The sequence below is a fragment of the Limosilactobacillus oris DSM 4864 genome, from assembly GCF_001434465.1.
Lineage (GTDB): Bacteria > Bacillota > Bacilli > Lactobacillales > Lactobacillaceae > Limosilactobacillus > Limosilactobacillus oris.
Map to the genome: position 1 here is coordinate 13692 of NZ_AZGE01000005.1, position 21333 is coordinate 35024.

Consider the following 21333-nt stretch of genomic DNA (forward strand, 5'->3'; position numbering starts at 1 on the left):
AAGGATGTGAACGGGATGCAAAGTCTAGTTAACTATGCCAAGCAATATGCTGAACATGGTTTTAGCGTGATTCCAACAATCAATAAACGCCCGTTAATTAAGTTTGCTGACCGTGAGCCATTAACTGTTGATGAAATTACGAAGTTTTGGCGAACTCATCCTTACGCTAACATTGCTCTGAAGACTGACCAATTCTTTGTGATTGATGTTGACCGTCATGAAGACAGGGATGACGGTACTAAGGCGATTAAAGAGTTAAACCATGATGATTGGTTCAATACTCTATGCCAAAAAACAGCTCACAATGGTTACCAATTTTTCTTCAAGAAACCCGCTGAGCGAATCAGTCAGAATATTGGCTTCTTACCAGGGGTCGATATTAAGGCCCATCCTAACAACTACGTAGTCGTAGCGCCCTCGTTTATTGAAGAGAAAGCCTATTGTTGGCTTAACCACAAGCCAATGATTGAACCGGCTGAAGAACTAATTCAGCTGATTGAAGAAAAAGGCAAGCCGGCAATCAGCGATAAGAAGATTGAACGCTACCATCCGAAAGGCAAAACCCAAACTTCTGAGTTGTTTAGTCAGATCGCTAACGGTTTAGGTCCAACGGGTGGCCGTAATAATGCCTTAGCTTCATTCGCTGGCGGGCTGCTATTCCGGAACGTGGAGCCAGAAACGGTACTAGAACTGGCCCGGATTGCGAACAGTCGAACCGAATACAGCCTATCTGATAATGAAGTGGTGGCTACCGTGAACAGCATGGTTAAAAAGGAAATCAGGAGAAGAGGTGAAATGGTTGAGTGATAAGAAGGTCGTGAAGTTTGATAAGAAGAACGCCGAAAAGCTGAAGTAGATTACTGAACAGGAAAGCAATCCGCTTCAATTTAAGTTGAGTGAAAAAGGCCATATCAAAGCCAACAGTTTGGTCAACATTGAAATTATCCTGGAGCATGATAAACAGCTTAAAGACACTTTTCGTTTTAATGAGTTCACTACGGAGATTGACGTAGTAAAGCCGAACCGGGAATTATTGTTCAAAGTCGGTCAGTTAGTTGATGCTTACGTGGATCAGATCGCCTCTTATATTGAGAATAGTCCTGATTACGGTGTGCTGTTTGACAATAAAAAAATTCGTAGTGCCATTACGGTGATAGCCATGCGACATAAGTACAATCCAATCTTGGATTATTTTAACAAGGCATATGCCGAATGGGATAAACAAAACCGGTTGGATAACGTGATGGGTGATTGCCTGGGAGTAACGGAAACGCCAGTAACCCAATTGATTACCAAACTGTTTTTTGTCGGAGCGGTGGCCAAAGCCCATAATCCAAAGGCAAAGTTTGACTTTGTTCTGGACCTGGTTGGTGGCCAGGGAGCAGGGAAGACCACCTTCTTGCAAAAGATTTCCCCGTTAGGTTATTACACGGACCAGTTTTCGACCTTTGATAACAAGGATGACTATGCGGTGATGCGGCGAGCGTTGATTATCAATGATGATGAAATGACCGCAACCAATGCCGCGTCGTTTGAAGTGTTAAAGAAGTTCATTACCCTACAGGAATTTGAGTATCGAAAACCATACGGGCACCAGGCAGAGCGTTTTGACAAAAACTTTGTCATGGCCCGGACGACTAACGAACTATATTACCTGAAGGATAAGACCGGTGAACGACGATTTCTTCCGTTGCACGTTAATAAGGACCGGCAGAAATACCACCCGGTGACTGATCTTAAACCAGACTATGTTCAGCAGTTATGGGGTGAAGCCATGCACCTGTACAAGGATACTGATTTTAGCTTCGCCCTGACTAAGGAACAAGAGGAAGAGTTAAACGAACACCGCCAGTCCTTTATGTACACTGATGAGCTGGAAGACAAGATCGATGAAGCGTTAAGTAATCAGTTTGAAGGTCGGGATTTTATTACTAATGATGAGTTGAGTTTAGCAGTCGCCCCCGGGATTGACCTAGTCAAAAACCGGAAAGTGGCTAACCAGATCTCAAATATCATGGTTAATCGGTTTGGTTTTAGGAAATCGAGGAAGAAGTTTAACGGTGAAGTTAAACGAGGATTTAAAAAGGTGAACAGTGGTGAACGCTAGGTGAACGGTAAAAACGGCTTAGCGTTCACCGCATGAACCCAATGGTATCAAGGGATACAGCCTAAGGGTGAACGCAGTGAACAGTATATTTACTAAAAAAATATATATGTAGTAGGTATATAGAGAAGAGCGCCGAAAAGTTTTTGATGAAAATTTTGCGTTTAGCGTTCACCCTCTGGCTTAATCCCTTGAGCCACAAGGGATTGACCGGTGAACAGTAGCAAAAAATAGCGTCACCTAGCGTTCACCTTGAGTCAGTGTACTTACAACACCGAGTGGGTGGGAAGCCCATTAGTTATCATTATGGTGTTTATGCCCATAACTTAGAGCCCATTCAATGCAACCACATAAGGCTTCTGATATATCTATGGCATTTTTTGTATCTGCATTGATGTTAACAAAAAAAGAAAAGAAGAAGATAAATTGCATAAGACCTACAAAAAAATTGAGCGCTGTTTCAGGATCAGCGGAATTTGCATAATATTCCTTAACGGAATCGGTGTACTTTTTTATGATTTCTTTGGCAGCATAGAAAGAATTGTTGACTTCAGTTACTACGGAACCATGGTTGTCTGCTGTATGAATTGCTTGAGAATTATCCCTCGGAAGCTCATTTACATTGTTAGGGATTGGATTAATTGGAGCATTAAGGGATTCCTGTAATGAGTTATAGGCTTCGATCGGGTTGTTATTAATCTTGTTAAAAATATTGTTAGCTGTTGACGTCATTTTTAAGTCATGGCTATCGAAGAATGGTTTCATAGCTTCCCGAAGCGAGGAGCCAAGTGAAGCAGTTGAAGAAGTAATGTTATAGGTAACTTTAAGCTGCTCGGCAATGCCTGTATTGCTGCTTAAATTCATGGCGTTTGATAAATAGCCTAATTCTTTTGCCGAAGGCACAGCAATCATAGATTTTCTCAAAGTCTCACTGTACTTCTGCGCTTGCTGAGCCCCTTTGAATGCTTCTTTCATTGTTTTTGACACATGCCAAAATATTTTTGTGCTGTCCGTTATTGAACGATAGGTAGCCATTTGGGCTCTCATTAGCATAGAAATATCAGGGACATCGTATGGATTACTCATTTTATCACCTACCAAATATAGTTTTATAATTCATTTTACCACTATATATAGTTGGAAGGAGTTTTGAAATTGTGGGATAAAGTTGAACAGATCTTAGAACAGAAGAAGATGTCTATTTACCGATTGGCAAAGCTATCTGGCATTTCAGAAAATACGCTTCGCAATTACAGAAACGGTTCGGAACCAAGTTTCGTTAATATGGATAAGATTGCACAAGTGTTAGATGTAAGTCTGGAGGTATTTAGTTCTAAGCATGCAGAGTGAACATCAGATTCAAAGCGCCATCATGGTTGCGGTTTCTCGCCACCATTGCAACATCTTCCGTAGCAATGTGGGCAAAGTAAAAACTACCGATGGGCGGTGGTTTGATACCGGGCTGCCAAAAGGCCACCCAGATCTGTACGGATTTAAGTGGTCCAATGGTAAAGTATTTTACTTGGAAATCAAGAATGCCAAAGGTCGGCCACAAACGGACCAGGTGCAGTTCCATAAAATGCTGGTTAGACATGGTATTATCCATGGAATTGCCAGGAGTGTGGATGACGCTCTGAAGATTATTGATGAGGAATTGATCGGATATGGGTTTAAGGGGGGACGATCATGAAGTTGATTAAAGTTCAAACAATTAGTGGGGCAACCCACAAGCTGAAAACGACGTATCAGGAAGCCAGGCGGGCCCTGGATCATGCTGGGACAGTGGTGCTAATTGGTACTAACTTGAACAACCGGCGGGTCATTATCCCAATCGCTTCGATTGATAGTATTACGGAAGTCTTTGATGATGTGGATTGAGGAGGAAATAATGATGAAAAAAGAAATTTTATTAGAACTTATTAGCCGTGTTTTAACTGGCGAGTACGAGCTATGTGAGGTTCGCCGGTCTAATCATTACGAATTACAAGAGTACGACTTTGTAATAAAAAAGCCTCCTCGAAAGGAGACCAGTAAAGCTAGAAGCGCGGCAAACTAAGTAAATTATCTTTAGTTGTGTAATTAGCTTTAGTACGAATGTATGGATCACCATGCGTAGGGTGAACAACCTCAACTTCAGACTTATAACCAAACCGATCAGTGTAATAGTATGTTGAGCCATATTTAATACTTGAAATAACGTCTGGCACTGATTCAACATAGTCAAAGCTCAGCTTAACAGCAATTATATCCTCAGGTGTATCCGAGAATGAATACTTAGTTTTGATTGCAACAATTTGATAAGAATGACTACTCAATTGTTTTCACCTCACTTTTTATTGGATTGCAATTAATTATTCAAAGGGAGTTTATTATTAATTGCGAATTTAATTATACTACTACATTTATGATTAACAATCAGAAAGGACACAATATGTTGTGGGAATTAATAAAAAATCAAATGGATAAGCAAAATATTTCAGCCTATCGGTTAGCAAAAATTACAGGGCTTAGTTTGAATACTATGCAAAATTACAAAAACGGGCATGAACCTAGCTTTACAAACATGGTCAAAATAGCTGACGCCTTGGGAGTTAGCTTAGATGAATTTAGGAGTGATAAGAAAAATGGATTGGAAGATTGTGAAAAAATACAGTTTCACTGTTAAAGGAGATGTAGGTGATGGCAATGACTGATAAGCAGATGATGAACCTGCTCTTGTTCGGTGGCCGGTGTATTTACAACAATCATTATTACAATGTTGTCGGTCACCGTTGGCGTTTCGGTGACCAGTGGAAGGACTCCTTCACACTGCAACTCCAAAATTCATCAGCAAAAGTTGAGGGAGTATTTGCGGATCAGTGTGAATTACCACCGGAGGCGAATCATGTTTGAGCGAATCATGATTGTAGGCATCACTATCATCTGGATTGCGATGCTGCTAGTTCTAATTGGCCTGTTCGGCTGGTGGCTAGTGTCTGAGTTGGTGGCAGGTGTACTAAGTTTTTTGTTTGTTGTGGTATGAAACTAAAAAAGACACACCCCATAACAGAGCATGCCTTATCAACTAACACATCAATTATATCAAAGGAGCGTGCTAATTGTGGGTTTAGTGCCAACGTTAGATAAAAAAGCAACAATCAAAAAGGTTCGTGAGTTTTTCTCTGAAGATGAGTATTATCCCACGATTAAGCGGCGAGCCGGTGAGTATGGCTTAAAGTCGCCACAGATGGACATCACGGGAATCCGTGGTTCAAGGTTCGGTAACTCGACCGAAAAGATGATGGTCATGTTTGCTGAGTACGCCAAGGCTAAGCGGACAGTTGATGATGCAATTGCTGGTTGCCGGCAGATGAGCCAAGTTATTCTTAAGAAGCGTTACATTGACGGCTGGGATATTTATGATGTGCGGCCACTGGTTAACCGGTATGGACACGAAACGTATACCAACGCTGATAAGCATGCCTGTCTTGAATTTGCGGACTGCTTAGAATGCAAGGCGTGGGAGAACAACGTCGACAGTGAAATCATCCCCAATTTGCTGGTGTTTGAGAAAAACGGGTCATGAAAGGGTCGTGAGCAGGTCACCAGCGGGAAACGAACGGGACTATAATGGTGCTAGGATAGTATTGTCGAAAAATAAACGACGACCATTCTAATCACCCAAAGAAGTCTAGTCATTTGGCTAGGCTTTTTGTATTATGTTTAATTGGGTGATTATTATGAAAAATAATACAACATTTAAAATAATTATTTTGGTGATAGGCATTTTAGGTTATTTATTTATTGGGGTGAAAAATATGTCACCAAAAGTTACTGTTACCTTTATTTCTTGCTGGACAATATTTATCCTGGCTGCACTGTTTGTGCTTTCTCCAGAAATTAAAGAGCTGGTTTTTAAGAAGGATAGATTGGAACTAAAACGCTATAAACAGAAAGTTGATAAAGCCCTGGTTGAATATGGCGAGTTTAAGAATACTATTTATCCACTACTAGAAGTAGTAATGACAAGCATAATATTTAACGGGTATTTAAGCGTTTCTTCACGTTCTGCTAATTTAGTTGATTTCTTAAAACGAATAGAGAATCTTCCTCTAGATATAGATGCTGATCCTCAAATGCAAAAATTAATTACTGCTGTTAAAGTCAAGACAATTGATGCTTATGCAGCAGAATTGATTTCGATAAGACAAAGCAACAATCTTGACACTAATATCGATAACTGCATATCTGTGAAATATCCAAGATTTGATGATAAGCATTACCTTAATGTTGATGACGTTATTGTCGATTTTGAAAAACTTAAAGAGAGTGGTGAGGATTTTTCAGATGACTTTGAAAAACGAAGGTATCTAAACGTTATAAAACAAATGAAAGAATTTTATACTCAAAATAATTTCTAATTTATTCAGTCAGCCTAGCGCTGGCTTTTTTGTTTGGAGGAATAATGCGAAATACGAAACAGTACGGCTTAGTCAGCAGTTGGCAAGAACATCAAATGCTGATTCGGGCCCAGTATACATATGAAAAATTACATAGCAAGAACAAGCCGGCATATTCCAAGAGTGTGCCGGCTTTTAGTTTGGACAACTCTAAACGGAGGTGTGGTGAGATGCCAAGGGTTAGACGATGTCGGTATCCGGGTTGCCATGCGATGGTGCAACTACCAGCACATTATTGCAAGCAACACTATGAACATGAAGCAGGGTACCAAGCCAATAGGCAACGTTGGGCACGGTCACACAATCAACAATATCAGCACAAGTACAATGCCCAAACTCGTAACCGCAATGCTACTAAGCATGATCAGTACCAGTTCTACCGTAGTCGTCAATGGCAACGGCTAAGGGAGCAGGCACTAGAACGTGACCATTACATCTGTCAGTATTGTGGTCAGCCTAACAGTAATACAGTGGACCACATTGTACCCATCGAATATGATGGTGCACTCAAGGATAGCTTAGATAACCTAGCTACCATTTGCCGTCAGTGTCGCCGCCTTAAAACTGATTGGGAACATTCATGGTATGGCACAGGCATTGACAATCGGCGCAAGCGAGTCGCCGAGTTACATGATGTACTAAGTATTAAGTATCTAATGAATAAGGATAATGGTAGCTAGTCTTAGTAGAGGATGCTTTAGAAAAAATGACATCCCCACGAGAGCCCCAGAGAAGCCACGGGACGAATACTAAACTATTAAGGATAATAAATCGAACTGGGAAATGAAAAGCACCCCGCCCCCCCTCTGCTGCTCAAAAAAGAGCGCACACATTGCCATCGTCCTGCACACAAACGCTAATTTTAAAAATTTTACCCCCCGGGGGGTCAGATAAGTTGAAAGGAGGTCCAACCAGTGTCAAAAAAGGTCTACTATCGCCAGAATGACGGGCATTTGCCACCCAAACCGCCGTACTATTTGGGCACTTTAGCAAGCTCCTGTTGGCGGAAAATCGTGCCCTTTTTAGAGAGCACTGGACGGGTCCAACGAATCGACGCAGCGGTGGTGGAGCAATACTGCTCTGAATATGAAATTTATCGTCAAGCATACAAGGATATTCAGGAAAACGGCATTCAAAGCAAGTTGTATGTTTCCTTGCAGGATTCGACAGGTAATATTATCGGCAAAGATTTCGCTGGCTACCGGAAGAATCCAGCAGTGGCGACAATGAACGATGCACTGAAACAATTGAAGTCGATCGGGTCACAATTAGGCCTTTCGCCCCAGGCCCGCCAAGAACTAATGCAGATTGCCAGTCATAAGAAAGAGAAATCAATGGCAGAACAGTTTAAGGAAGCAGGTTTAATTTGATTGTAGTATAATATAATCAAAATATAGTTAGGAGTGATTATATTATGCCAACCAAAGTAAAAAAAGTGCAAGTTAATGTTGATCGGACTACTGCGGATAATGCTGAGGAAATCATGAAAGAAATCGGGGTAACACCCTCAGTAGTGGTAAACACACTGTATAAAGAAATTGAAGCAACAGGGAAAATACCTCTGAGCTTCTCTTTAACGCCTCGTCAGCGTGCGGAAATGGAATTGGATCGTGCTACTAAAGGCTTACCAGTAAAACATTTAAGAACGCAAAAAGAACTAGAGGACTTTTTCAATGAAGACTAATGAAATCTATACAGCGTTTGTTGCTTGGACGAATGGAGGCAAGCGCCGTCCTGTATTGGTTCGCCAAATTAATGATGATGAAATTATTGTCTACAAGATAACTACTAAGTACCGGTCCAAGTCCGCTAGTATCCAACGTCATTATTACCAGATAAAGGATTTGGAAGAAGCTGGATTGCGTAAAGCGTCGTATATTGATACGTTGAATTTGGTGGGTTTGCCAAAGTCAGTGAAGTTTCGGCGTATCGGTAGGTTGAGCACAGAGGATATCCGTAATCTTGCCATTTTCATAGAAACTAAGGAATAGGGCATTGCAGTTATTGCAATGTTTTTTATTTTGGAGGTGATTTTCCTTGCAGCAAATTGATCTAACGCAAACTCATGACGTGATTGGTGCCTACCATCAATGTGATTTTGCAGTAGTTCGTCATAAGTATCATGATCCGGCCACTAAGTATGCCTTTGATGTCCTTGATGAAAAAATTATCAGCGGCTATTTGATTAAACTGGCGGCTTTTCGACATTTGCGTGATTTGCAACGGTCAGAACAAGAAACGTTTAGCTATCATTATGACCTGAACGAAGTTGATAAAATTTTGAAGTTTGCCAAGATTGCCCCGAATGTGGATACTGACGAACCGACGACGTTGATGGATTGGCAAAAATTCATTTTTGGCATGATTTTTGGTTGGCGGGATGATAAGAATAAGAAACGCTTCACGCGGGTCATTCTTTCGGTTGCTCGTGGACAGGGGAAAACCTACCTAATGGCTATCTACATGGTTTACTGCTTTTTAATTGAGTCCATGGGATTAGCAAACCAGGATTTCTTAGTTACAGCCTCTAACTATGATCAGACCGGGAAACTTTATGGCTATATCAACCACATGTTGAAAATTATTTTTGGCCGGCAGCCAATTTTTGCTCAGTTAGCAAAGGAACAGGATATTGTAATTCGGGATCATGCTGGAATTACGATGCGCAAGACCAACAATAACTTATGGCCCATGTCAATGAATGCTGATAAATATGATTCTAAGCACTTTACGACCGCCATTTTTGATGAAATTGGAAATGTAGCTACTCGTAAAGGCAGCGAGGATATTATGTCTGGTCAGTCTAAAATTCCCAATCACCAATACATTGAAATTTCAACATCCTATCAGGACCCATCGGTACCATTTCATAGTGACCAAAAGGTAGTCCAACAAATCATGGAGCAGGATTATTCACGTGACGGTGACCGGATGTTGGGGATGATTTGGGCGCAGGATAGCCTTGATGAAACTTTCAAGGAAGAGACCTGGTATAAGTCTAATCCGCTACTATACCTACCTGGTCAAAAGGATGTTCTATTGGACGGATTAAGGGATAAACGGGATTCAGATATGCTGACCGGTTCGATTGATGACTTCCAAAACAAGAGTCTTAATCTTTGGCTTCAAGAGGCTACTAATAGCTATTTGAAGTTATCTGATATTGAGCGGGCCAAGATAAAATTCAATAAGATTGATGGCCGGCAGGTATATATGGGCTTTGACTATTCCATGTTCAGTGACAATACGGCGGTGGCGTTCATCTTCCCGTATACGGACAGCCAAGGCAATCCTCGCTGGCACGTTAAACAGCACAGCTTTATTCCCTGGAATAAGGCCGGGTCCATTGAAGCAAAGGAAAAGCAGGATGGGATTGAGTACCGGGAGTTGGCTAAGCGCGGCTATTGTACGATTACGTCCCATCCGCAAGGCCTAATCAACGATGATCAGGTTTACCATTGGCTGTTGGACTATGTTCATGACCACGATTTCAAGGTGATGTTTTTTGGTTATGATGCCTGGGGAGCCACAACGGCCATCAAACAGATGGAAATCAATACCGAGTGGCCACTGGAGCCGATTCGTCAACGGACCAGTGAGCTAAAGGACCCAACTAAGTTCCTACAAAAGGGCATGATTGAAGGGACCATTACCCGTGATGATGACAAAATCATGGAAAAGGCGCTGATTAACGCGGAAATTATTGAAGATAAGATTGGCATTCAGGTTGATAAAGCCAAGGCAACCTTGAAGATTGACGTGGTCGATGCCATTATTGATGCTCTTTACCAGGCAATGTATCATTTTGAAGATTTTGGCGTGGCTAACAACAAGAGTAAGCAGGTCGACCTAATGACCAGTGAGCAAGTTAAAGAATGGTTTGAGAGTGAAGAATCAGGACTGCTAGGAGGTGATGACGATGATAGCTAATTTCCTGAAAGTAATCTGGAAGTATATTGACATTCTCTGCTTCTTGGCAGCTTTGGGTTTCATTATCTGGGGCTGCTTTTTAATTAACCAAGTTGCCGGATTAATGAGTATTGGCGTCGCCTTTATCCTGGTTGGATTGGCAACAGAGTATCTTTCGTCTCCACCAAAGTAATGAAGGGAGGTGAAAGTAATGCCTGTATTCAAAATGCCTAAAGTTAGCCCTGGACTTTCAATTGCAGAAGATGATGATGTGCTTCATTTTCTGAACCCAGATAATAAAAGTAAGTATGTTAATGCTCGGACAGCCTTGAAGAACTCTGATATTTACTCGCTGATTTATCAGCTATCAGCAGATATGGCAGACGCTAAGTTTATCGCGGAGTCATCACGGACACAGGGAATCCTGGACAACCCCACGTTAACTTCAAATGTTCACGCGTTCTGGCAATCAATGTTTGCCCAATTGCTCTTGGGCGGTGAAGCCTATGCTTATCGCTGGCGTAACAATAACGGGACTGATACTCAGTGGGAGTATTTACGACCGTCACAAGTTACGCCTTTTTTGTTAGAGGACGGCTCTGGACTGATTTACAACGTGACCTTTGATGAACCAGCGGTTGGCTACCAGCAAGCAATTCCCCAGGGCGACATGATTCATCTTCGCCTCCTATCACAAAACGGTGGGAAGACAGGGATTAGTCCGCTGGCTTCACTAGCTGATGAGCTGGCAATTCGGGATAGTTCCAACCGCTTAACATTAGCGGCGCTAGGGCGGTCGATCATGGCCCCTGGGGTGCTGTCGATTACTAAGGGTGGCTTATTGAACGGAAAGATGAAGGCTAAACGGTCAAAGGAATTCATGAAGCAAATGAACGATTCCGATAATGGGCCAATTGTCTTAGACGACTTGGAAAAATATGAGCCCTTAGAAATTCAGGGTAATGTTGCCCAGCTGCTCAATCAGGCTAGCTGGACCGGAGCACAAATTGCGAAGGTGTATGGAGTCAGTGATAGTGTAATCAACGGCCAGGGGGACCAGCAATCTTCTATCGACATGATGAATGCCAACTACCTGCAATCACTATCACGCTTTACGAAGTCGGTTACAGCCGAACTGAATAACAAACTAGCTGGCAGTATCAAAATGGACTTGCGGCCTGTGATTGATCCAACTGGGGATGCTTATGTTACTAGCATTTCTAACTTGCAAAAGAACGGCACAATTGGTGCAAATCAGGCTACCTGGCTACTTCAACAAGCAGGGTATCTACCTGAAAATATGCCAGAAAAGGAAAAACCGCAAGCACAAGTGCAAGCCGTTCAAGTGGTATCTGGCAATGATAATTCAACGAAGGGAGGTGATAGCGATGACGAAGATTCCGATTAAAGGTGTGGTATCAAGTAATGACGATGCCGTGATTTACAACTGGCTGGGGATGGATTGTGTCAGTCCTAAGCAGGTTGAAGACGCACTAGCCACTAATGATGGCAGTGTTGAGGTTGATATTGCTTCTGGTGGGGGTAGTGTCGCGGCTGCTTCCGAAATCTATACGATGCTAAAGGCCTATTCAGGGAAGGTAATTGTTAATATCCAAGGACTAGCCGCTTCTGCCGCTTCGGTAATTGCGATGGCGGGGGATGAAATCAATATGTCACCAACTGCACAGATGATGATCCACAAGGCTTCAATGTACACGGCGGGAAACGCGGACGACCTAAATCATGATGCGAAGTCGTTAGACGTGGCAGACCAATCGATTATCAATGCCTATGAGGCGAAGACTGGCCTGGGGCGTGATGACTTGTTGCAAATGATGGCCAATGAAACCTGGATGTCGGCACAGGATGCCCTGGATAAAGGGTTCGTTGATAATATTTCAACTGGCGCTCAGCAGCCACAAGTGGTTAATGCTATTGCCACGCCAATGTTAAATGCTACTGCGATGGATAAGATCCGCACGGTACTAGCTCAATCCAAAAAGCCTGCGCCAGCGCAGACAATTGATAATTCACAGGAGAAGGAGCTAACCCCTAGTCTACGTGACCAGAAGTTGGCGATTTTACTAGGAAAGGATGATGAATAAAATGGGAATTAATGAATTAAACGATGCTTGGATTTCAGCCGGCCAAAAGGTCGATGGCATGAACGCCAAGTTAAACGCGGCGGTTCTTGATGATGCCTTTGATAAAGATGCTTTCAAGAGCATGAAGGCGCAACGGGATAACCTAGCAGCACAACGGGACGCTATTAAGGACCAGCTTGATGAAGCGCGGGCTTTAGAAGTTCGCCAGATGGATAATAAGGACAAGCAACCATTAGATGACGGTCAAAAAGGTGTTCGGGATCAATTTGTAAAGGAGTTCAAGAACATGGTTACCTCAACTCAAGAGGGGAAAGGTAATGGCGGATTAACAATCCCAACCGATGTTCAGTACACCATCAATCAATTGGTACGACAATTTGCTACTTTGCAAGGTCTAGTTAATGTTGAATCAGTTTCGACTACTTCGGGTTCACGGAATTACGAAAAGCTGTCAGATATTACTCCATTAGCCGACCTTGATGATGAGTCGGCTAAGATTGGTGACAATGATGATCCTGAATTGACATTAATTAAGTATGCTATTCATCGTTATGCAGGAATTACGACCGTCACGGATTCTTTGCTAAAGGATTCTGTTGAAAATATTATGGCTTGGTTATCAACTTGGATTGCCAAGAAAGTAGCGGTTACTCGTAATCTGAAGATTATTGAAGCAATGGGAAAAGCTGCTAAGAAGCCAACGATTGCAAAATTTGATGATATTAAGGACCTTGAAAACAACACTCTTGACCCTGCCATTATGGCAACATCAACATTTGTAACCAACCAATCAGGTTTCAATGTTCTTTCTAAGGTTAAGGATGCACAAGGTCGTTACATGCTTCAACGTGATGTTACTCAACCTGATATTTACCGGTTAGATGGAAAGACTGTTACTGTAATTGCTGACCGCTGGTTGCCGGATGTTAGCGGTGCTCACCCAATCTATTTTGGTGATTTGAAGCAAGGTATTACCTTATTTGACCGTGAAAATATGTCCTTACTGTCCACTAACATTGGTGGTGGTTCATTTGAAACTGATACAACTAAGATTCGGGTTATTGACCGATTTGATGTTGAGGTTGTAGATGATGGTGCATGGGCAACTGGCTCATTTAAGGAAGTAGCCAACCAAGCAGCTACTACCCCAGCAGATAGCGGTAAGACGGCCTAGATGAAAGTAGGTGAGCTGATTGGCTGATTCAAATGATAAGTTATTAGAACAAGTTAAAGGATTACTGTACCTGGACGGGTCAGCGGACGATGACCTATTACGGGGGTATATTACGGCTGCTGATCAGTTCATTAAGAACGCCGTTGGCGATAATGAAGCCTTCTATGCTAAGGATAACGTTAAGCCGCTGTTTGAAAGTGCCGTCAAGGCATTGGCAGCGACTTACTATCAATATAGGTTGGCTTTATCTGATACTCAGACATTTCCCATTAATTTGACTGTTAATAGCATTATTGGTCAGCTGCGGGGACGCTACGAATTGGAAGTAGGTGACGATGATGAAACTAGCGATCAGTCGGCTCAACCATCTAATTGATTTTGGAGTGACAGAACAGGTCGATACAGGCACCATCGATGGCACTACTGCCCAATTTGTATCAAAACAGCGGTTGCACTGTGCCTTTTATCAGCGTTCTCAAAGTCAACAGTATTCATTGCTGGGGACGAAGCTAGAAGACACAATCGTGGTTGCTGTGCGGTCACAGTACCATGTTGATAAGTCCATGCTGGCACAAATTGATGGGGATGTTGATGTAACCTATCGCATTGTCGCGATTAGCCGAGATGATAGTCACTCACTACAACGCTACGACTTGATTACGTTAAAAGACGTTACGAAAGGTGATGAGTAGCATGGGAGATTTTGGCTTGCAGCTTGACCAGTTTGTTAATCAGGTGGAAAAGCTCGCGGTTCCGAACTTGGAAGTACAAAAGGCGATGACCAGTGCTGGCGCTAAGGTATTAGAAGAGCGGCTGCGGGAAGCTACGCCACGGACTAACCACAAGGATGTGAAGTACGGTCACCTTCAAGATAATGTTATGAGTCAGGGGACTGATATTAACGGTGAAGATAATGGAAATGCTACGGTTGGGTTTGGCAAAAAGGCCTATATTGCCCGTTTTCTAAACGATGGCACTATTAAGATGGCAGCTACTCATTTTGTGGATAATGCCCGCCGTGCCTCTGCGGATGATGTCTTTAAGGCCGAAAAGAAGGTCTGTGATGAAAGGCTGGGTGGTAAGTAATGAAACTGCCATCGCAGCAAGCGTTGGAGCTGATGGGGGATAAATTTCCGTGGATAAATCATTTTTACCGGGAAGCTGTTCCTCAGGGGGTAGAAATCAAAACTTCCGAGACCATTTGCGTCATTAGCGAGTGGCTAAACGAACCAACCTATTATGCTAACCAGACCTTCAAGGGCTGGACAATTGGCGTAGAAGTTCATATCTTTTACAAACTTCATTTGGAGTTATCGACTTTGGATGAAGAAATGAAAATTGCCCAGCTATTTGTTAAGGATGGTTGGACAGTCGAAAATTCAAGAAATCATTTAAAGGACCCTGACACACAGCAAGTGGACAAGGTCTTTTATTTTGCCAAGGATTTAATAATAAAGGAGCGTGAAAAATAATGGCAGGTATGTCTGTTAAAGGAATCGACTTTGTCATGGGTGGGATTACCGATGACAAAGGAGTCCTAATTACTGACCCAGATAAGGGCGGCCTCGGTGCTGCTGGGATTGCCCTTTGGGATGGTGACGGTGACGGTGCTACCACTGCGAACGTCACTGCACTTGAAGAAGCTGGTCAACAGCAATACGCTAACAACAAGGTTAAGCGGATCAATCACGGGGTTCCGACTCCTCAGCTGGCTCTGACGATGTTGGATATCCCATTTGACGATGCTAGTAAGATGGTTGGTTATGGTGCTGTTAATGGCGGTCGCGTATTGGGAAGTAAGAAGCCTCATGTTGCAATTTTGTTAGCCACCCATGACTTTGACGGCAACTGGTTCTTTGAAGGTTTTGCCAATGGTGAAATGATTATTCCAACCCGGAACCACGGGACTTCTAATAAGAACGAAACTGATAGTAATGCGGCCTTCGCTTACCAAGCAATGGCACCAATTCCCAATAACGTCTTTCTAAATGTGGATGGGTCACAGCAGTCTTATAAGATGTATAACACTGGGGACTCCAAGTCCTGGAAGGGCTATGATGTTATGCTGGCAGAAGTGTTTGGCGGGTATAAGGGTGATAATCCGATGGCTTCCTACATCCAAGCCACTGGAACCGATAGCTTTACCAATACCAACCAGGCGGACGTTAATAAGCCAACTGCTTAAAGTAATGAGTCGCCACTGAAATACACAATACGCAAGGGCGGCTATGAGGAGGGGAAACAATGGTTGTAAGATTGAAGACGGATAAAATCGGACTTAAAAATTCAGTCAACGTTCACGCTAATTTGACCAACGTGGATAAAGCTGATGAAATGATGATTGCCCTGCTTTCGTTAAATGCTGCTATGGAAGAAGCGGATCAAAGTACCGGCTCGGAAGATAGCATGAATCAGACCTTAGTAATGCTCAAGAAGGAACGGGAATTTGTCCAAAAGTCACTTAAATTTCTACAGGATGTTCTTAAACTATCTGATAAACAATTGGGTGTCGTTAAGGGCCATATTGATTTTAAGGTTCTGGGTGAATATCTAAGCTACGTATGTAATCGAATCAAGGGCGTTCCGGAAGCTGCTTACGAAAAGGAACAAGCAAAAGCGGGCCCAAAAGGACGGTCGGCCAGCTCAGACGGGCAATAGAAGATTATAAGCAGGAAATCGAAGATCGCAATTATTTCCGTCAACAGTTAATGCTTCAGTCCGGTATTTTGCCATCTGAACTAGATCGGGAAGATTATTTTGAGCTTCTAAAAATCCAAAGTGCTAAGGCTCGTGAAGATCGGCCAATCAATGCTGCGGAAGGGTTCAAGAAGATGAATCAAATGTTTGGTGGCTAGTAATCACATAAGGGCTTCCTTAATAGCTTAATAAGTTATATAATTAAGCTGTTAGGGGGATGACTATGGATAAGCGTGAAGCCAAAGCATTCTACAAAGAGTATAAGCAAAGCGATAACATTCCTTTTTTTGATATGTATTTTGATGATGAAAAGAAGCGGCTGTTTATCAAAGAGAGTCCGATTGCTGATTCGCAATTGATAAGTTATTCAGAAATTATGGACCATATGTGGTCTAAAGACGAGAATACGATTAATAAGGGGCACCCAATTTGGGGAGCCATTATTGGTAATATAATTGGTGGCTTCGGTACAGGATTTCTTGGCGCTCTAGCTGGTCAAAAAGCTCAGGGGAAAGAAGTCACTTACACTTTTAATTCCCACTTAACTTTGTTTGTTGATCGAGGTAATACGGTAGATTTAATTGAGCACTATCTATATCCGGGTTCCATAAAACAAGGTGGCCTGCTTGATAAAAGTTACCAAAAAATGATTGATTCCATTGATGAACGACTTTACCATCTTGAAGGACGGAAAACACCGGCTGAAGAATTAGAAGGGGATGCCTAATTGTGAAGACTTCTCTGGCACAGTTGAGAGCTTCTAAGAAGTGGCAACAAGAGCACCCTAATAAGCAGCGTAACTATCAGTATGGTAGTTACGCCCGGAAGTTTATTCGGGACGTTGCCAATCGGGAACAACTTCTACAATTACAAAAAATGATTAACGACCGTTTGAGTCAGCTGTAATAGCTGGCTTTTTATTTTGCTGGAAAGGAGGTGTAACAGTTTGAAAGTTCAAAATGAAATGGCTACCCGGATTTCCGTTGATACGATTTCGGCCATTACCTCCATGCGGGACTTTCGCAATGCTGTTAGTGCAGTAACGAGCGGCTGGCGGGCTCAAGAACAGGTCTTAAAAAGCTCGGGGCAGTATTCAGAAGCAGTTAAGGTTCGAATTAGTGGTCTTAGCCAAGTGATGGATATTCAGCGGGCCAAGATTGCTGAATTGCGTTCGCAACAAGAAGGCTTAAACCAGGAGAATAGTAAGCAGAGAAGCCAGTGGCTAAACTTGGAAAAGCAAATCAGTCAGGCTAATAAACAGTTGGCTGGTTATGAATCACAATTAAATAAGGCCAAGGGTAATTCTAGCTATTACACTTCTGGGCTAGCTGAAATGCAACGGCAGTATCGTCTTACCTCGGAAGCCTCACGAGCATATGTTGATAGGTTACGAGCAGAAGGAAAAAGCAGAGAAGCCAATCAACATGAATTATCGGGATTAACAGATTCACTTAAATCCTTAGAAAAGCAGCAGGTCACACAAAAGAAGCTCCTTAGTGAGATTGAACGTCAATCCGGTAAAACAAGTGAGGCTTACAAAAAGCAAGAAACACAGTTGAATCGGACTGGTGAAGTGATTGCCAATACTAAAAATCGGGCCGAAGAGCTTAAAATTGCCCTCGAACCACCTAAGGGAGCTAAATGGAAGTTTTTCCGAAATCAGATCTTAAATGTTGACAAGGCCGAAGAAAAGGCCCGTCAAACGACCCTTAATTTTGGCAGCGTCCTGAAAGCTAATCTGATGGGCGGCTGGATTCAACAAGGCTTTTCTTTTATTACCAGTCAGTTTCACAGCATTATTACTAATGGGATGGAAGCTGCCAAAGCTGGTGCCGCATTGGAAGCTCGCTGGAAGAATATTGGGGTATCTGATAATGGCATTAAAGAACTCTCTGCTCAAGTAACTGAATTGAAGACGAACACTAATCTGTCTGCGCAGGCTGTTAACGGTTTGCAAACCCGATTCTATGGGATGACTCATTCAGTTAGCCAAACAACAACGTTAACCAAAGGGGTCGCCAGTTTGGCAGATCAATTGAAGCTATCTGATCAACAGGCAAATGCCTTCGCCGGTGGCTTGTCGCGAATCGAGAGTTCAGGTAAAGTTACTAGTGCTTCATTAGGTCGGCTAGAAAAACAGGCACCAGGATTAACTGCTGCCATGTCAAAGGCGTCAGGAATGTCCCAACAGGCCTTTAAGGACTTAATATCGTCTGGCAAAATGACTACTGACCAATTTAATGACATCCTAACCAAGGCTTCTAAGGACTACAGCAAGAACGCTAAAGCATTTGACCAGTCTGCCGGTGGATCTATGCACCGGTTACGCCAGGAATGGACCACTACACAGGCCAAACTTGCTAAGCCATTATTAAAAGTTTCAGCTACTGGATTGAATGAACTTAGCAGTGCTTTGCAGAATAAAGATACTCAGCATGGCCTGCAAATGCTGGCTAAGTTAATGGCAAATGCAGCTGTGCAAGCTGCTAAGTTCATTGGCTTTATTGCTAAGCACCAGTCAGTGGTAAAAGCATTTGGTGCTACAATTCTAGGCGTTGGTGTTGCTTTTAAAACAATGCAAGCTACCGTAATGGCGGTAGATATTGTTAAAAGATTTGCTAAGCTGCCGCTGATTATTAAAAGTTTTAAAGCTCTGGGCTTGGCCGTGAAATTTGTAACTGCAGGCTTCAACCCGTGGGTCATTGCAATTGAGGCAGTTGTGGTAGCAATCACCTTGTTGTATACCCATAGCAAGACCTTCCGGAAGATGTGTAGTGAAATGGGTAAGCTGGCGGTAAAAGCTGGTAAAACCATCGTCAAAGGATTTAAGGCCGTTGTTAACTGGTTCAAGAGTGATTGGAAACAAATTGCCTTATTCCTGGTGAACCCAATTGCGGGCGGAATTGCCTTGCTGTATAAGCACAACAAGAAATTCCGGAGTTTTGTTAATGGTCTTGGCAAAATTGCTAAAACTGGCCTGAAAAAGGTCGGCCACTTCTTTAGCAGCTCATCGAAAAATATCCAAAAAACATCTTCCCGAATGTGGAAAGGAATTACCAAAACGACTAAGACTGCCTGGCGTAACCAAGTCCGTGAGAATCAACGGGGGCTTAAAGACGCCCGGAAAACTTGGAATACCATGAGCCGGAATGTTCAACGGACTTCCAAGAATATGTGGAATCGGGCCAGTCGGGATGCTCGTAATGGCTGGAACTACGTCGCCCTTTGGGGAAACCGCAGTTCTAAAGATGTCGCTAAGACTTGGGACTGGATGAATCGGCAGACAACCAAGGCGGCGCAGAGAATGTTTCAAAAGCATAAGCGGACGTTCAAAGCCGGCTACAAGGTTATTGAAGACCAAACGAAGACGTGGAAAGATTTAACCAGTGGTCATTGGGGCCGTTTGGCAGATGATACTCGGCGAACAGCTAATGATATGAACAAATTTCATCAGCGGTTGTTTAAGGATATGTACAATAAGCTAAACGATATGACCGATGGGCGACTGGGTGACATGGTGAAGTCCTGGCAAGATAAGATGGGTAGCATTGGAGATACTGTGGCAAATGCTAAGCAGGCAATTCATACCCACTTTGTTGACCTGGTCCGGGGTATTATCAAGCCATTTAATGATATGCTTGGTGGAATTCAAAAAGGAATTAACTGGGTGTTGGATAAGCTGGGGGCACCAAAAATCGGCGGCACTTGGCAAGTACCAATGCCTAGTTATGCTACTGGTACACAGGGGGCGCACCCTGGTGGCTTTGCCAAGGTCAATGATGGCAAGACCGGCTATTATCGGGAATTGTACCGCTTACCTAACGGTGTCATCGGAATGTTCCCAGCGGTTCGTGACATGATTGTACCGTTGCCAAAGGGAACCTCCATCCTTGATGGTGAACGTAGTTATTCGTTGATGCGAATGATGGGGAAAATTCCTCACTATGCAGATGGGGTTGGTGTCTTATCTGATATGTTCAGTAATATTGTTAACTCTGCTGGGGACGCCCTTGATGGTATGATGGAAGATGTCGACAAGATCATGAGCCACCCAATTGAGTTCATGGAATCGGTCTTCAAGAAGTTCGTTCGGGTTTCCACACCGGTTAAGTTTGCTAGTGGTTTGATTACTTATGTTCCGAAGTTCATTGCTAAGCAGATGGGGGAATGGATTAAGAAGCAGTTTGCAACCTTAACGAATCCCGGCGGTGCTGGTGTTGAACGTTGGCGTCCCTACATTATTCGTGCTTTCCACCAATTAGGTGTAGAGCCGGTGGCGTGGAAAGTTGAAAAACTGTTGCGGCAAATTGCGACCGAATCTGGCGGTAATCCATTGGCATTTCAGCATGGCTATGTTGATGCCAATACTGGTGGCAATGAAGCTCGGGGGCTTCTTCAATTTGCGGGGTCTACCTGGGCTGCTGATGCTTTACCAGGTCATACTGATTGGCGGAACGGTTACAACGAAATACTAGCCGCTATCCACGTTCTGGAACGTGGTGGTGAAGGTGGCTGGGGGAATGTTGGTAATGGCCATGGTTGGGAAAACGGTGGCTTAATCAACAAACACGGCATGTATGAAGTCGGTGAGTACAATCGCCCAGAAATGATTGTCCCACTGGACATGTCAAAACGTTCTCGGGCTTACCAATTGCTAGGTGAAATTGTTGCTCGGTTCCATGCTGAAGAGCCGGCCCATAGTGCCGCAACAACAAGCGCAGATGATCACCGAGAGTTGCGTGAGTTGAACACGAAGTTCGACCAATTGTTGGGGATGTTTAGTCAGCTACTTAATCTAAATGGTGGCCAACTTCAAGCAATCAAGGACCAGGGGACTTTCGACGTTAAGCAACTTTATAAGAGGCAAGCACGGGATGCCGCCATGAGAGCATATAGCTAGGAGGT

The 21333-nt window shown here is 43.1% G+C and carries 30 protein-coding genes; 28 read left to right on the top strand and 2 right to left on the bottom strand.

Annotation, left to right across the window (positions count from 1 at the left end; translation table 11 throughout):
- The first annotated feature begins 15 nt into the window (after nt 1-15).
- Together FC49_RS03470 and FC49_RS03475 are read left to right on the top strand one after the other, a co-directional pair.
- Nucleotides 16-807, top strand: a complete 792-nt coding sequence (locus tag FC49_RS03470; RefSeq protein WP_056984226.1) for a bifunctional DNA primase/polymerase — start codon at nt 16-18, stop codon at nt 805-807.
- An 85-nt stretch (nt 808-892) separates the two neighbouring features.
- On the top strand, nt 893-2107 hold the full coding sequence (locus FC49_RS03475; protein WP_338107323.1) for a virulence-associated E family protein: 1215 nt from the start codon (nt 893-895) through the stop codon (nt 2105-2107).
- 291 nt (nt 2108-2398) lie between these two features.
- On the opposite strand, the gene FC49_RS03480 is transcribed toward FC49_RS03475, so the two are convergent.
- Entirely contained in the window at nt 2399-3190 is a 792-nt protein-coding gene (locus FC49_RS03480) for a hypothetical protein (protein ID WP_056984228.1), read from the bottom strand.
- A gap of 69 nt (nt 3191-3259) precedes the next feature.
- Here FC49_RS03480 and FC49_RS03485 point away from each other — a divergent pair, with 69 nt between their 5' ends.
- From FC49_RS03485 to FC49_RS09900, 4 genes are read left to right on the top strand one after another with little or no spacing between them, the layout of a single operon-like run.
- A complete protein-coding gene (locus FC49_RS03485; protein WP_056984230.1) occupies nt 3260-3454 on the top strand; it encodes a helix-turn-helix domain-containing protein in 195 nt (64 codons plus the stop codon).
- Nucleotides 3444-3794 (top strand): VRR-NUC domain-containing protein, encoded by a 351-nt coding sequence (locus FC49_RS03490; protein WP_056984232.1) that lies wholly within the window; start codon nt 3444-3446, stop codon nt 3792-3794. The genes FC49_RS03485 and FC49_RS03490 overlap by 11 nt, the downstream gene beginning before the upstream one ends.
- The gene (locus FC49_RS03495) at nt 3791-3982 is read left to right on the top strand and encodes a hypothetical protein (RefSeq protein WP_056984233.1); all 192 of its coding nucleotides are present in this window, start codon (nt 3791-3793) and stop codon (nt 3980-3982) included. Before FC49_RS03490 ends, FC49_RS03495 begins: the two co-directional genes overlap by 4 nt.
- A gap of 10 nt (nt 3983-3992) precedes the next feature.
- Nucleotides 3993-4160 (top strand): hypothetical protein, encoded by a 168-nt coding sequence (locus FC49_RS09900; protein WP_156402459.1) that lies wholly within the window; start codon nt 3993-3995, stop codon nt 4158-4160.
- Here the strand turns inward: FC49_RS09900 and FC49_RS09750 are convergent.
- Nucleotides 4141-4419, bottom strand: coding sequence for a DUF3892 domain-containing protein (locus FC49_RS09750; protein WP_082603554.1), 279 nt, complete (start codon nt 4417-4419; stop codon nt 4141-4143). The two genes, FC49_RS09900 and FC49_RS09750, sit on opposite strands and share 20 nt — an antisense overlap.
- Between FC49_RS09750 and FC49_RS10135 the strand changes: the two genes are divergently transcribed.
- The 22 genes from FC49_RS10135 to FC49_RS03600 all read left to right on the top strand — a co-directional run bounded on the left by FC49_RS10135 (nt 4389) and on the right by FC49_RS03600 (nt 21328).
- Nucleotides 4389-4769 carry a helix-turn-helix domain-containing protein gene (locus FC49_RS10135; RefSeq protein WP_235804863.1) on the top strand — a complete coding sequence of 127 codons (381 nt, stop codon included), beginning with the start codon at nt 4389-4391 and terminating at the stop codon, nt 4767-4769. The genes FC49_RS09750 and FC49_RS10135 overlap by 31 nt on opposite strands.
- Nucleotides 4770-4783: 14 nt before the next feature.
- The gene (locus FC49_RS03505) at nt 4784-4996 is read left to right on the top strand and encodes a hypothetical protein (protein WP_056984235.1); all 213 of its coding nucleotides are present in this window, start codon (nt 4784-4786) and stop codon (nt 4994-4996) included.
- Between the two features lie 208 nt (nt 4997-5204).
- Nucleotides 5205-5669 (top strand): ArpU family phage packaging/lysis transcriptional regulator, encoded by a 465-nt coding sequence (locus FC49_RS03510; RefSeq protein WP_056984237.1) that lies wholly within the window; start codon nt 5205-5207, stop codon nt 5667-5669.
- 154 nt (nt 5670-5823) lie between these two features.
- Nucleotides 5824-6504: a hypothetical protein gene (locus FC49_RS03515; protein WP_156402461.1), complete on the top strand. Its 681-nt coding sequence runs from the start codon at nt 5824-5826 to the stop codon at nt 6502-6504.
- 209 nt (nt 6505-6713) lie between these two features.
- Nucleotides 6714-7223: an HNH endonuclease gene (locus FC49_RS03520; protein ID WP_056984332.1), complete on the top strand. Its 510-nt coding sequence runs from the start codon at nt 6714-6716 to the stop codon at nt 7221-7223.
- 234 nt (nt 7224-7457) lie between these two features.
- Nucleotides 7458-7913: a phage terminase small subunit P27 family gene (locus tag FC49_RS03525; RefSeq protein ID WP_056984241.1), complete on the top strand. Its 456-nt coding sequence runs from the start codon at nt 7458-7460 to the stop codon at nt 7911-7913.
- Nucleotides 7914-7957: 44 nt separating this feature from the next.
- Nucleotides 7958-8227, top strand: coding sequence for a type II toxin-antitoxin system RelB/DinJ family antitoxin (locus FC49_RS03530; RefSeq protein ID WP_056984244.1), 270 nt, complete (start codon nt 7958-7960; stop codon nt 8225-8227).
- Nucleotides 8217-8534 carry a type II toxin-antitoxin system PemK/MazF family toxin gene (locus FC49_RS03535; protein ID WP_056984247.1) on the top strand — a complete coding sequence of 106 codons (318 nt, stop codon included), beginning with the start codon at nt 8217-8219 and terminating at the stop codon, nt 8532-8534. Before FC49_RS03530 ends, FC49_RS03535 begins: the two co-directional genes overlap by 11 nt.
- Nucleotides 8535-8580: 46 nt before the next feature.
- Nucleotides 8581-10473 (top strand): terminase large subunit, encoded by a 1893-nt coding sequence (locus FC49_RS03540; RefSeq protein WP_056984250.1) that lies wholly within the window; start codon nt 8581-8583, stop codon nt 10471-10473.
- Entirely contained in the window at nt 10463-10645 is a 183-nt protein-coding gene (locus FC49_RS03545) for a DUF1056 family protein (RefSeq protein WP_003715213.1), read from the top strand. Before FC49_RS03540 ends, FC49_RS03545 begins: the two co-directional genes overlap by 11 nt.
- An 18-nt stretch (nt 10646-10663) precedes the next feature.
- Nucleotides 10664-11860, top strand: coding sequence for a phage portal protein (locus FC49_RS03550; RefSeq protein WP_056984253.1), 1197 nt, complete (start codon nt 10664-10666; stop codon nt 11858-11860).
- On the top strand, nt 11841-12557 hold the full coding sequence (locus tag FC49_RS03555) for a head maturation protease, ClpP-related (protein ID WP_056984254.1): 717 nt from the start codon (nt 11841-11843) through the stop codon (nt 12555-12557). Before FC49_RS03550 ends, FC49_RS03555 begins: the two co-directional genes overlap by 20 nt.
- Nucleotide 12558: 1 nt before the next feature.
- Entirely contained in the window at nt 12559-13731 is a 1173-nt protein-coding gene (locus tag FC49_RS03560; protein ID WP_056984256.1) for a phage major capsid protein, read from the top strand.
- Between the two features lie 19 nt (nt 13732-13750).
- Complete coding sequence (locus FC49_RS03565; RefSeq protein ID WP_056984259.1) at nt 13751-14107, top strand: head-tail connector protein; 357 nt, start codon at nt 13751-13753, stop codon at nt 14105-14107.
- Nucleotides 14108-14114: 7 nt separating this feature from the next.
- Nucleotides 14115-14423 carry a phage head closure protein gene (locus tag FC49_RS03570; RefSeq protein ID WP_235804864.1) on the top strand — a complete coding sequence of 103 codons (309 nt, stop codon included), beginning with the start codon at nt 14115-14117 and terminating at the stop codon, nt 14421-14423.
- A 1-nt stretch (nt 14424) separates the two neighbouring features.
- Nucleotides 14425-14817 (top strand): HK97-gp10 family putative phage morphogenesis protein, encoded by a 393-nt coding sequence (locus FC49_RS03575; RefSeq protein ID WP_056984261.1) that lies wholly within the window; start codon nt 14425-14427, stop codon nt 14815-14817.
- Nucleotides 14817-15203, top strand: a complete 387-nt coding sequence (locus FC49_RS03580; protein WP_056984264.1) for a DUF806 family protein — start codon at nt 14817-14819, stop codon at nt 15201-15203. Before FC49_RS03575 ends, FC49_RS03580 begins: the two co-directional genes overlap by 1 nt.
- A complete protein-coding gene (locus FC49_RS03585) occupies nt 15203-15916 on the top strand; it encodes a phage tail protein (protein ID WP_056984266.1) in 714 nt (237 codons plus the stop codon). Before FC49_RS03580 ends, FC49_RS03585 begins: the two co-directional genes overlap by 1 nt.
- A 59-nt stretch (nt 15917-15975) precedes the next feature.
- On the top strand, nt 15976-16389 hold the full coding sequence (locus FC49_RS03590) for a phage tail tube assembly chaperone (protein ID WP_056984269.1): 414 nt from the start codon (nt 15976-15978) through the stop codon (nt 16387-16389).
- A 262-nt stretch (nt 16390-16651) separates the two neighbouring features.
- Entirely contained in the window at nt 16652-17155 is a 504-nt protein-coding gene (locus FC49_RS03595; protein ID WP_056984271.1) for a hypothetical protein, read from the top strand.
- Between the two features lie 2 nt (nt 17156-17157).
- Entirely contained in the window at nt 17158-17334 is a 177-nt protein-coding gene (locus tag FC49_RS10040) for a hypothetical protein (RefSeq protein WP_003715135.1), read from the top strand.
- 40 nt (nt 17335-17374) lie between these two features.
- A complete protein-coding gene (locus FC49_RS03600) occupies nt 17375-21328 on the top strand; it encodes a tape measure protein (protein ID WP_056984273.1) in 3954 nt (1317 codons plus the stop codon).
- The last annotated feature ends 5 nt before the right edge of the window (nt 21329-21333 follow it).

What these genes read in the sequence shown, in the direction of transcription:
- FC49_RS03520 (WP_056984332.1), top strand. Translation starts at nt 6,714, where the DNA reads ATGCCAAGGGTTAGACGATGTCGGTATCCGGGTTGCCATGCGATGGTG.
- FC49_RS03585 (WP_056984266.1), top strand. Translation starts at nt 15,203, where the DNA reads ATGGCAGGTATGTCTGTTAAAGGAATCGACTTTGTCATGGGTGGGATT.
- FC49_RS03545 (WP_003715213.1), top strand. Translation starts at nt 10,463, where the DNA reads ATGATAGCTAATTTCCTGAAAGTAATCTGGAAGTATATTGACATTCTC.
- FC49_RS03535 (WP_056984247.1), top strand. Translation starts at nt 8,217, where the DNA reads ATGAAGACTAATGAAATCTATACAGCGTTTGTTGCTTGGACGAATGGA.
- FC49_RS03550 (WP_056984253.1), top strand. Translation starts at nt 10,664, where the DNA reads ATGCCTGTATTCAAAATGCCTAAAGTTAGCCCTGGACTTTCAATTGCA.
- FC49_RS09900 (WP_156402459.1), top strand. Translation starts at nt 3,993, where the DNA reads ATGATGAAAAAAGAAATTTTATTAGAACTTATTAGCCGTGTTTTAACT.
- FC49_RS03580 (WP_056984264.1), top strand. Translation starts at nt 14,817, where the DNA reads ATGAAACTGCCATCGCAGCAAGCGTTGGAGCTGATGGGGGATAAATTT.
- FC49_RS03590 (WP_056984269.1), top strand. Translation starts at nt 15,976, where the DNA reads ATGGTTGTAAGATTGAAGACGGATAAAATCGGACTTAAAAATTCAGTC.
- FC49_RS03495 (WP_056984233.1), top strand. Translation starts at nt 3,791, where the DNA reads ATGAAGTTGATTAAAGTTCAAACAATTAGTGGGGCAACCCACAAGCTG.
- FC49_RS03470 (WP_056984226.1), top strand. Translation starts at nt 16, where the DNA reads ATGCAAAGTCTAGTTAACTATGCCAAGCAATATGCTGAACATGGTTTT.
- FC49_RS03505 (WP_056984235.1), top strand. Translation starts at nt 4,784, where the DNA reads ATGGCAATGACTGATAAGCAGATGATGAACCTGCTCTTGTTCGGTGGC.
- FC49_RS03595 (WP_056984271.1), top strand. Translation starts at nt 16,652, where the DNA reads ATGGATAAGCGTGAAGCCAAAGCATTCTACAAAGAGTATAAGCAAAGC.
- FC49_RS03530 (WP_056984244.1), top strand. Translation starts at nt 7,958, where the DNA reads ATGCCAACCAAAGTAAAAAAAGTGCAAGTTAATGTTGATCGGACTACT.
- FC49_RS03555 (WP_056984254.1), top strand. Translation starts at nt 11,841, where the DNA reads ATGACGAAGATTCCGATTAAAGGTGTGGTATCAAGTAATGACGATGCC.
- FC49_RS03515 (WP_156402461.1), top strand. Translation starts at nt 5,824, where the DNA reads ATGAAAAATAATACAACATTTAAAATAATTATTTTGGTGATAGGCATT.
- FC49_RS03575 (WP_056984261.1), top strand. Translation starts at nt 14,425, where the DNA reads ATGGGAGATTTTGGCTTGCAGCTTGACCAGTTTGTTAATCAGGTGGAA.
- FC49_RS03490 (WP_056984232.1), top strand. Translation starts at nt 3,444, where the DNA reads ATGCAGAGTGAACATCAGATTCAAAGCGCCATCATGGTTGCGGTTTCT.
- FC49_RS03480 (WP_056984228.1), bottom strand. Translation starts at nt 3,190, where the DNA reads ATGAGTAATCCATACGATGTCCCTGATATTTCTATGCTAATGAGAGCC.
- FC49_RS03560 (WP_056984256.1), top strand. Translation starts at nt 12,559, where the DNA reads ATGGGAATTAATGAATTAAACGATGCTTGGATTTCAGCCGGCCAAAAG.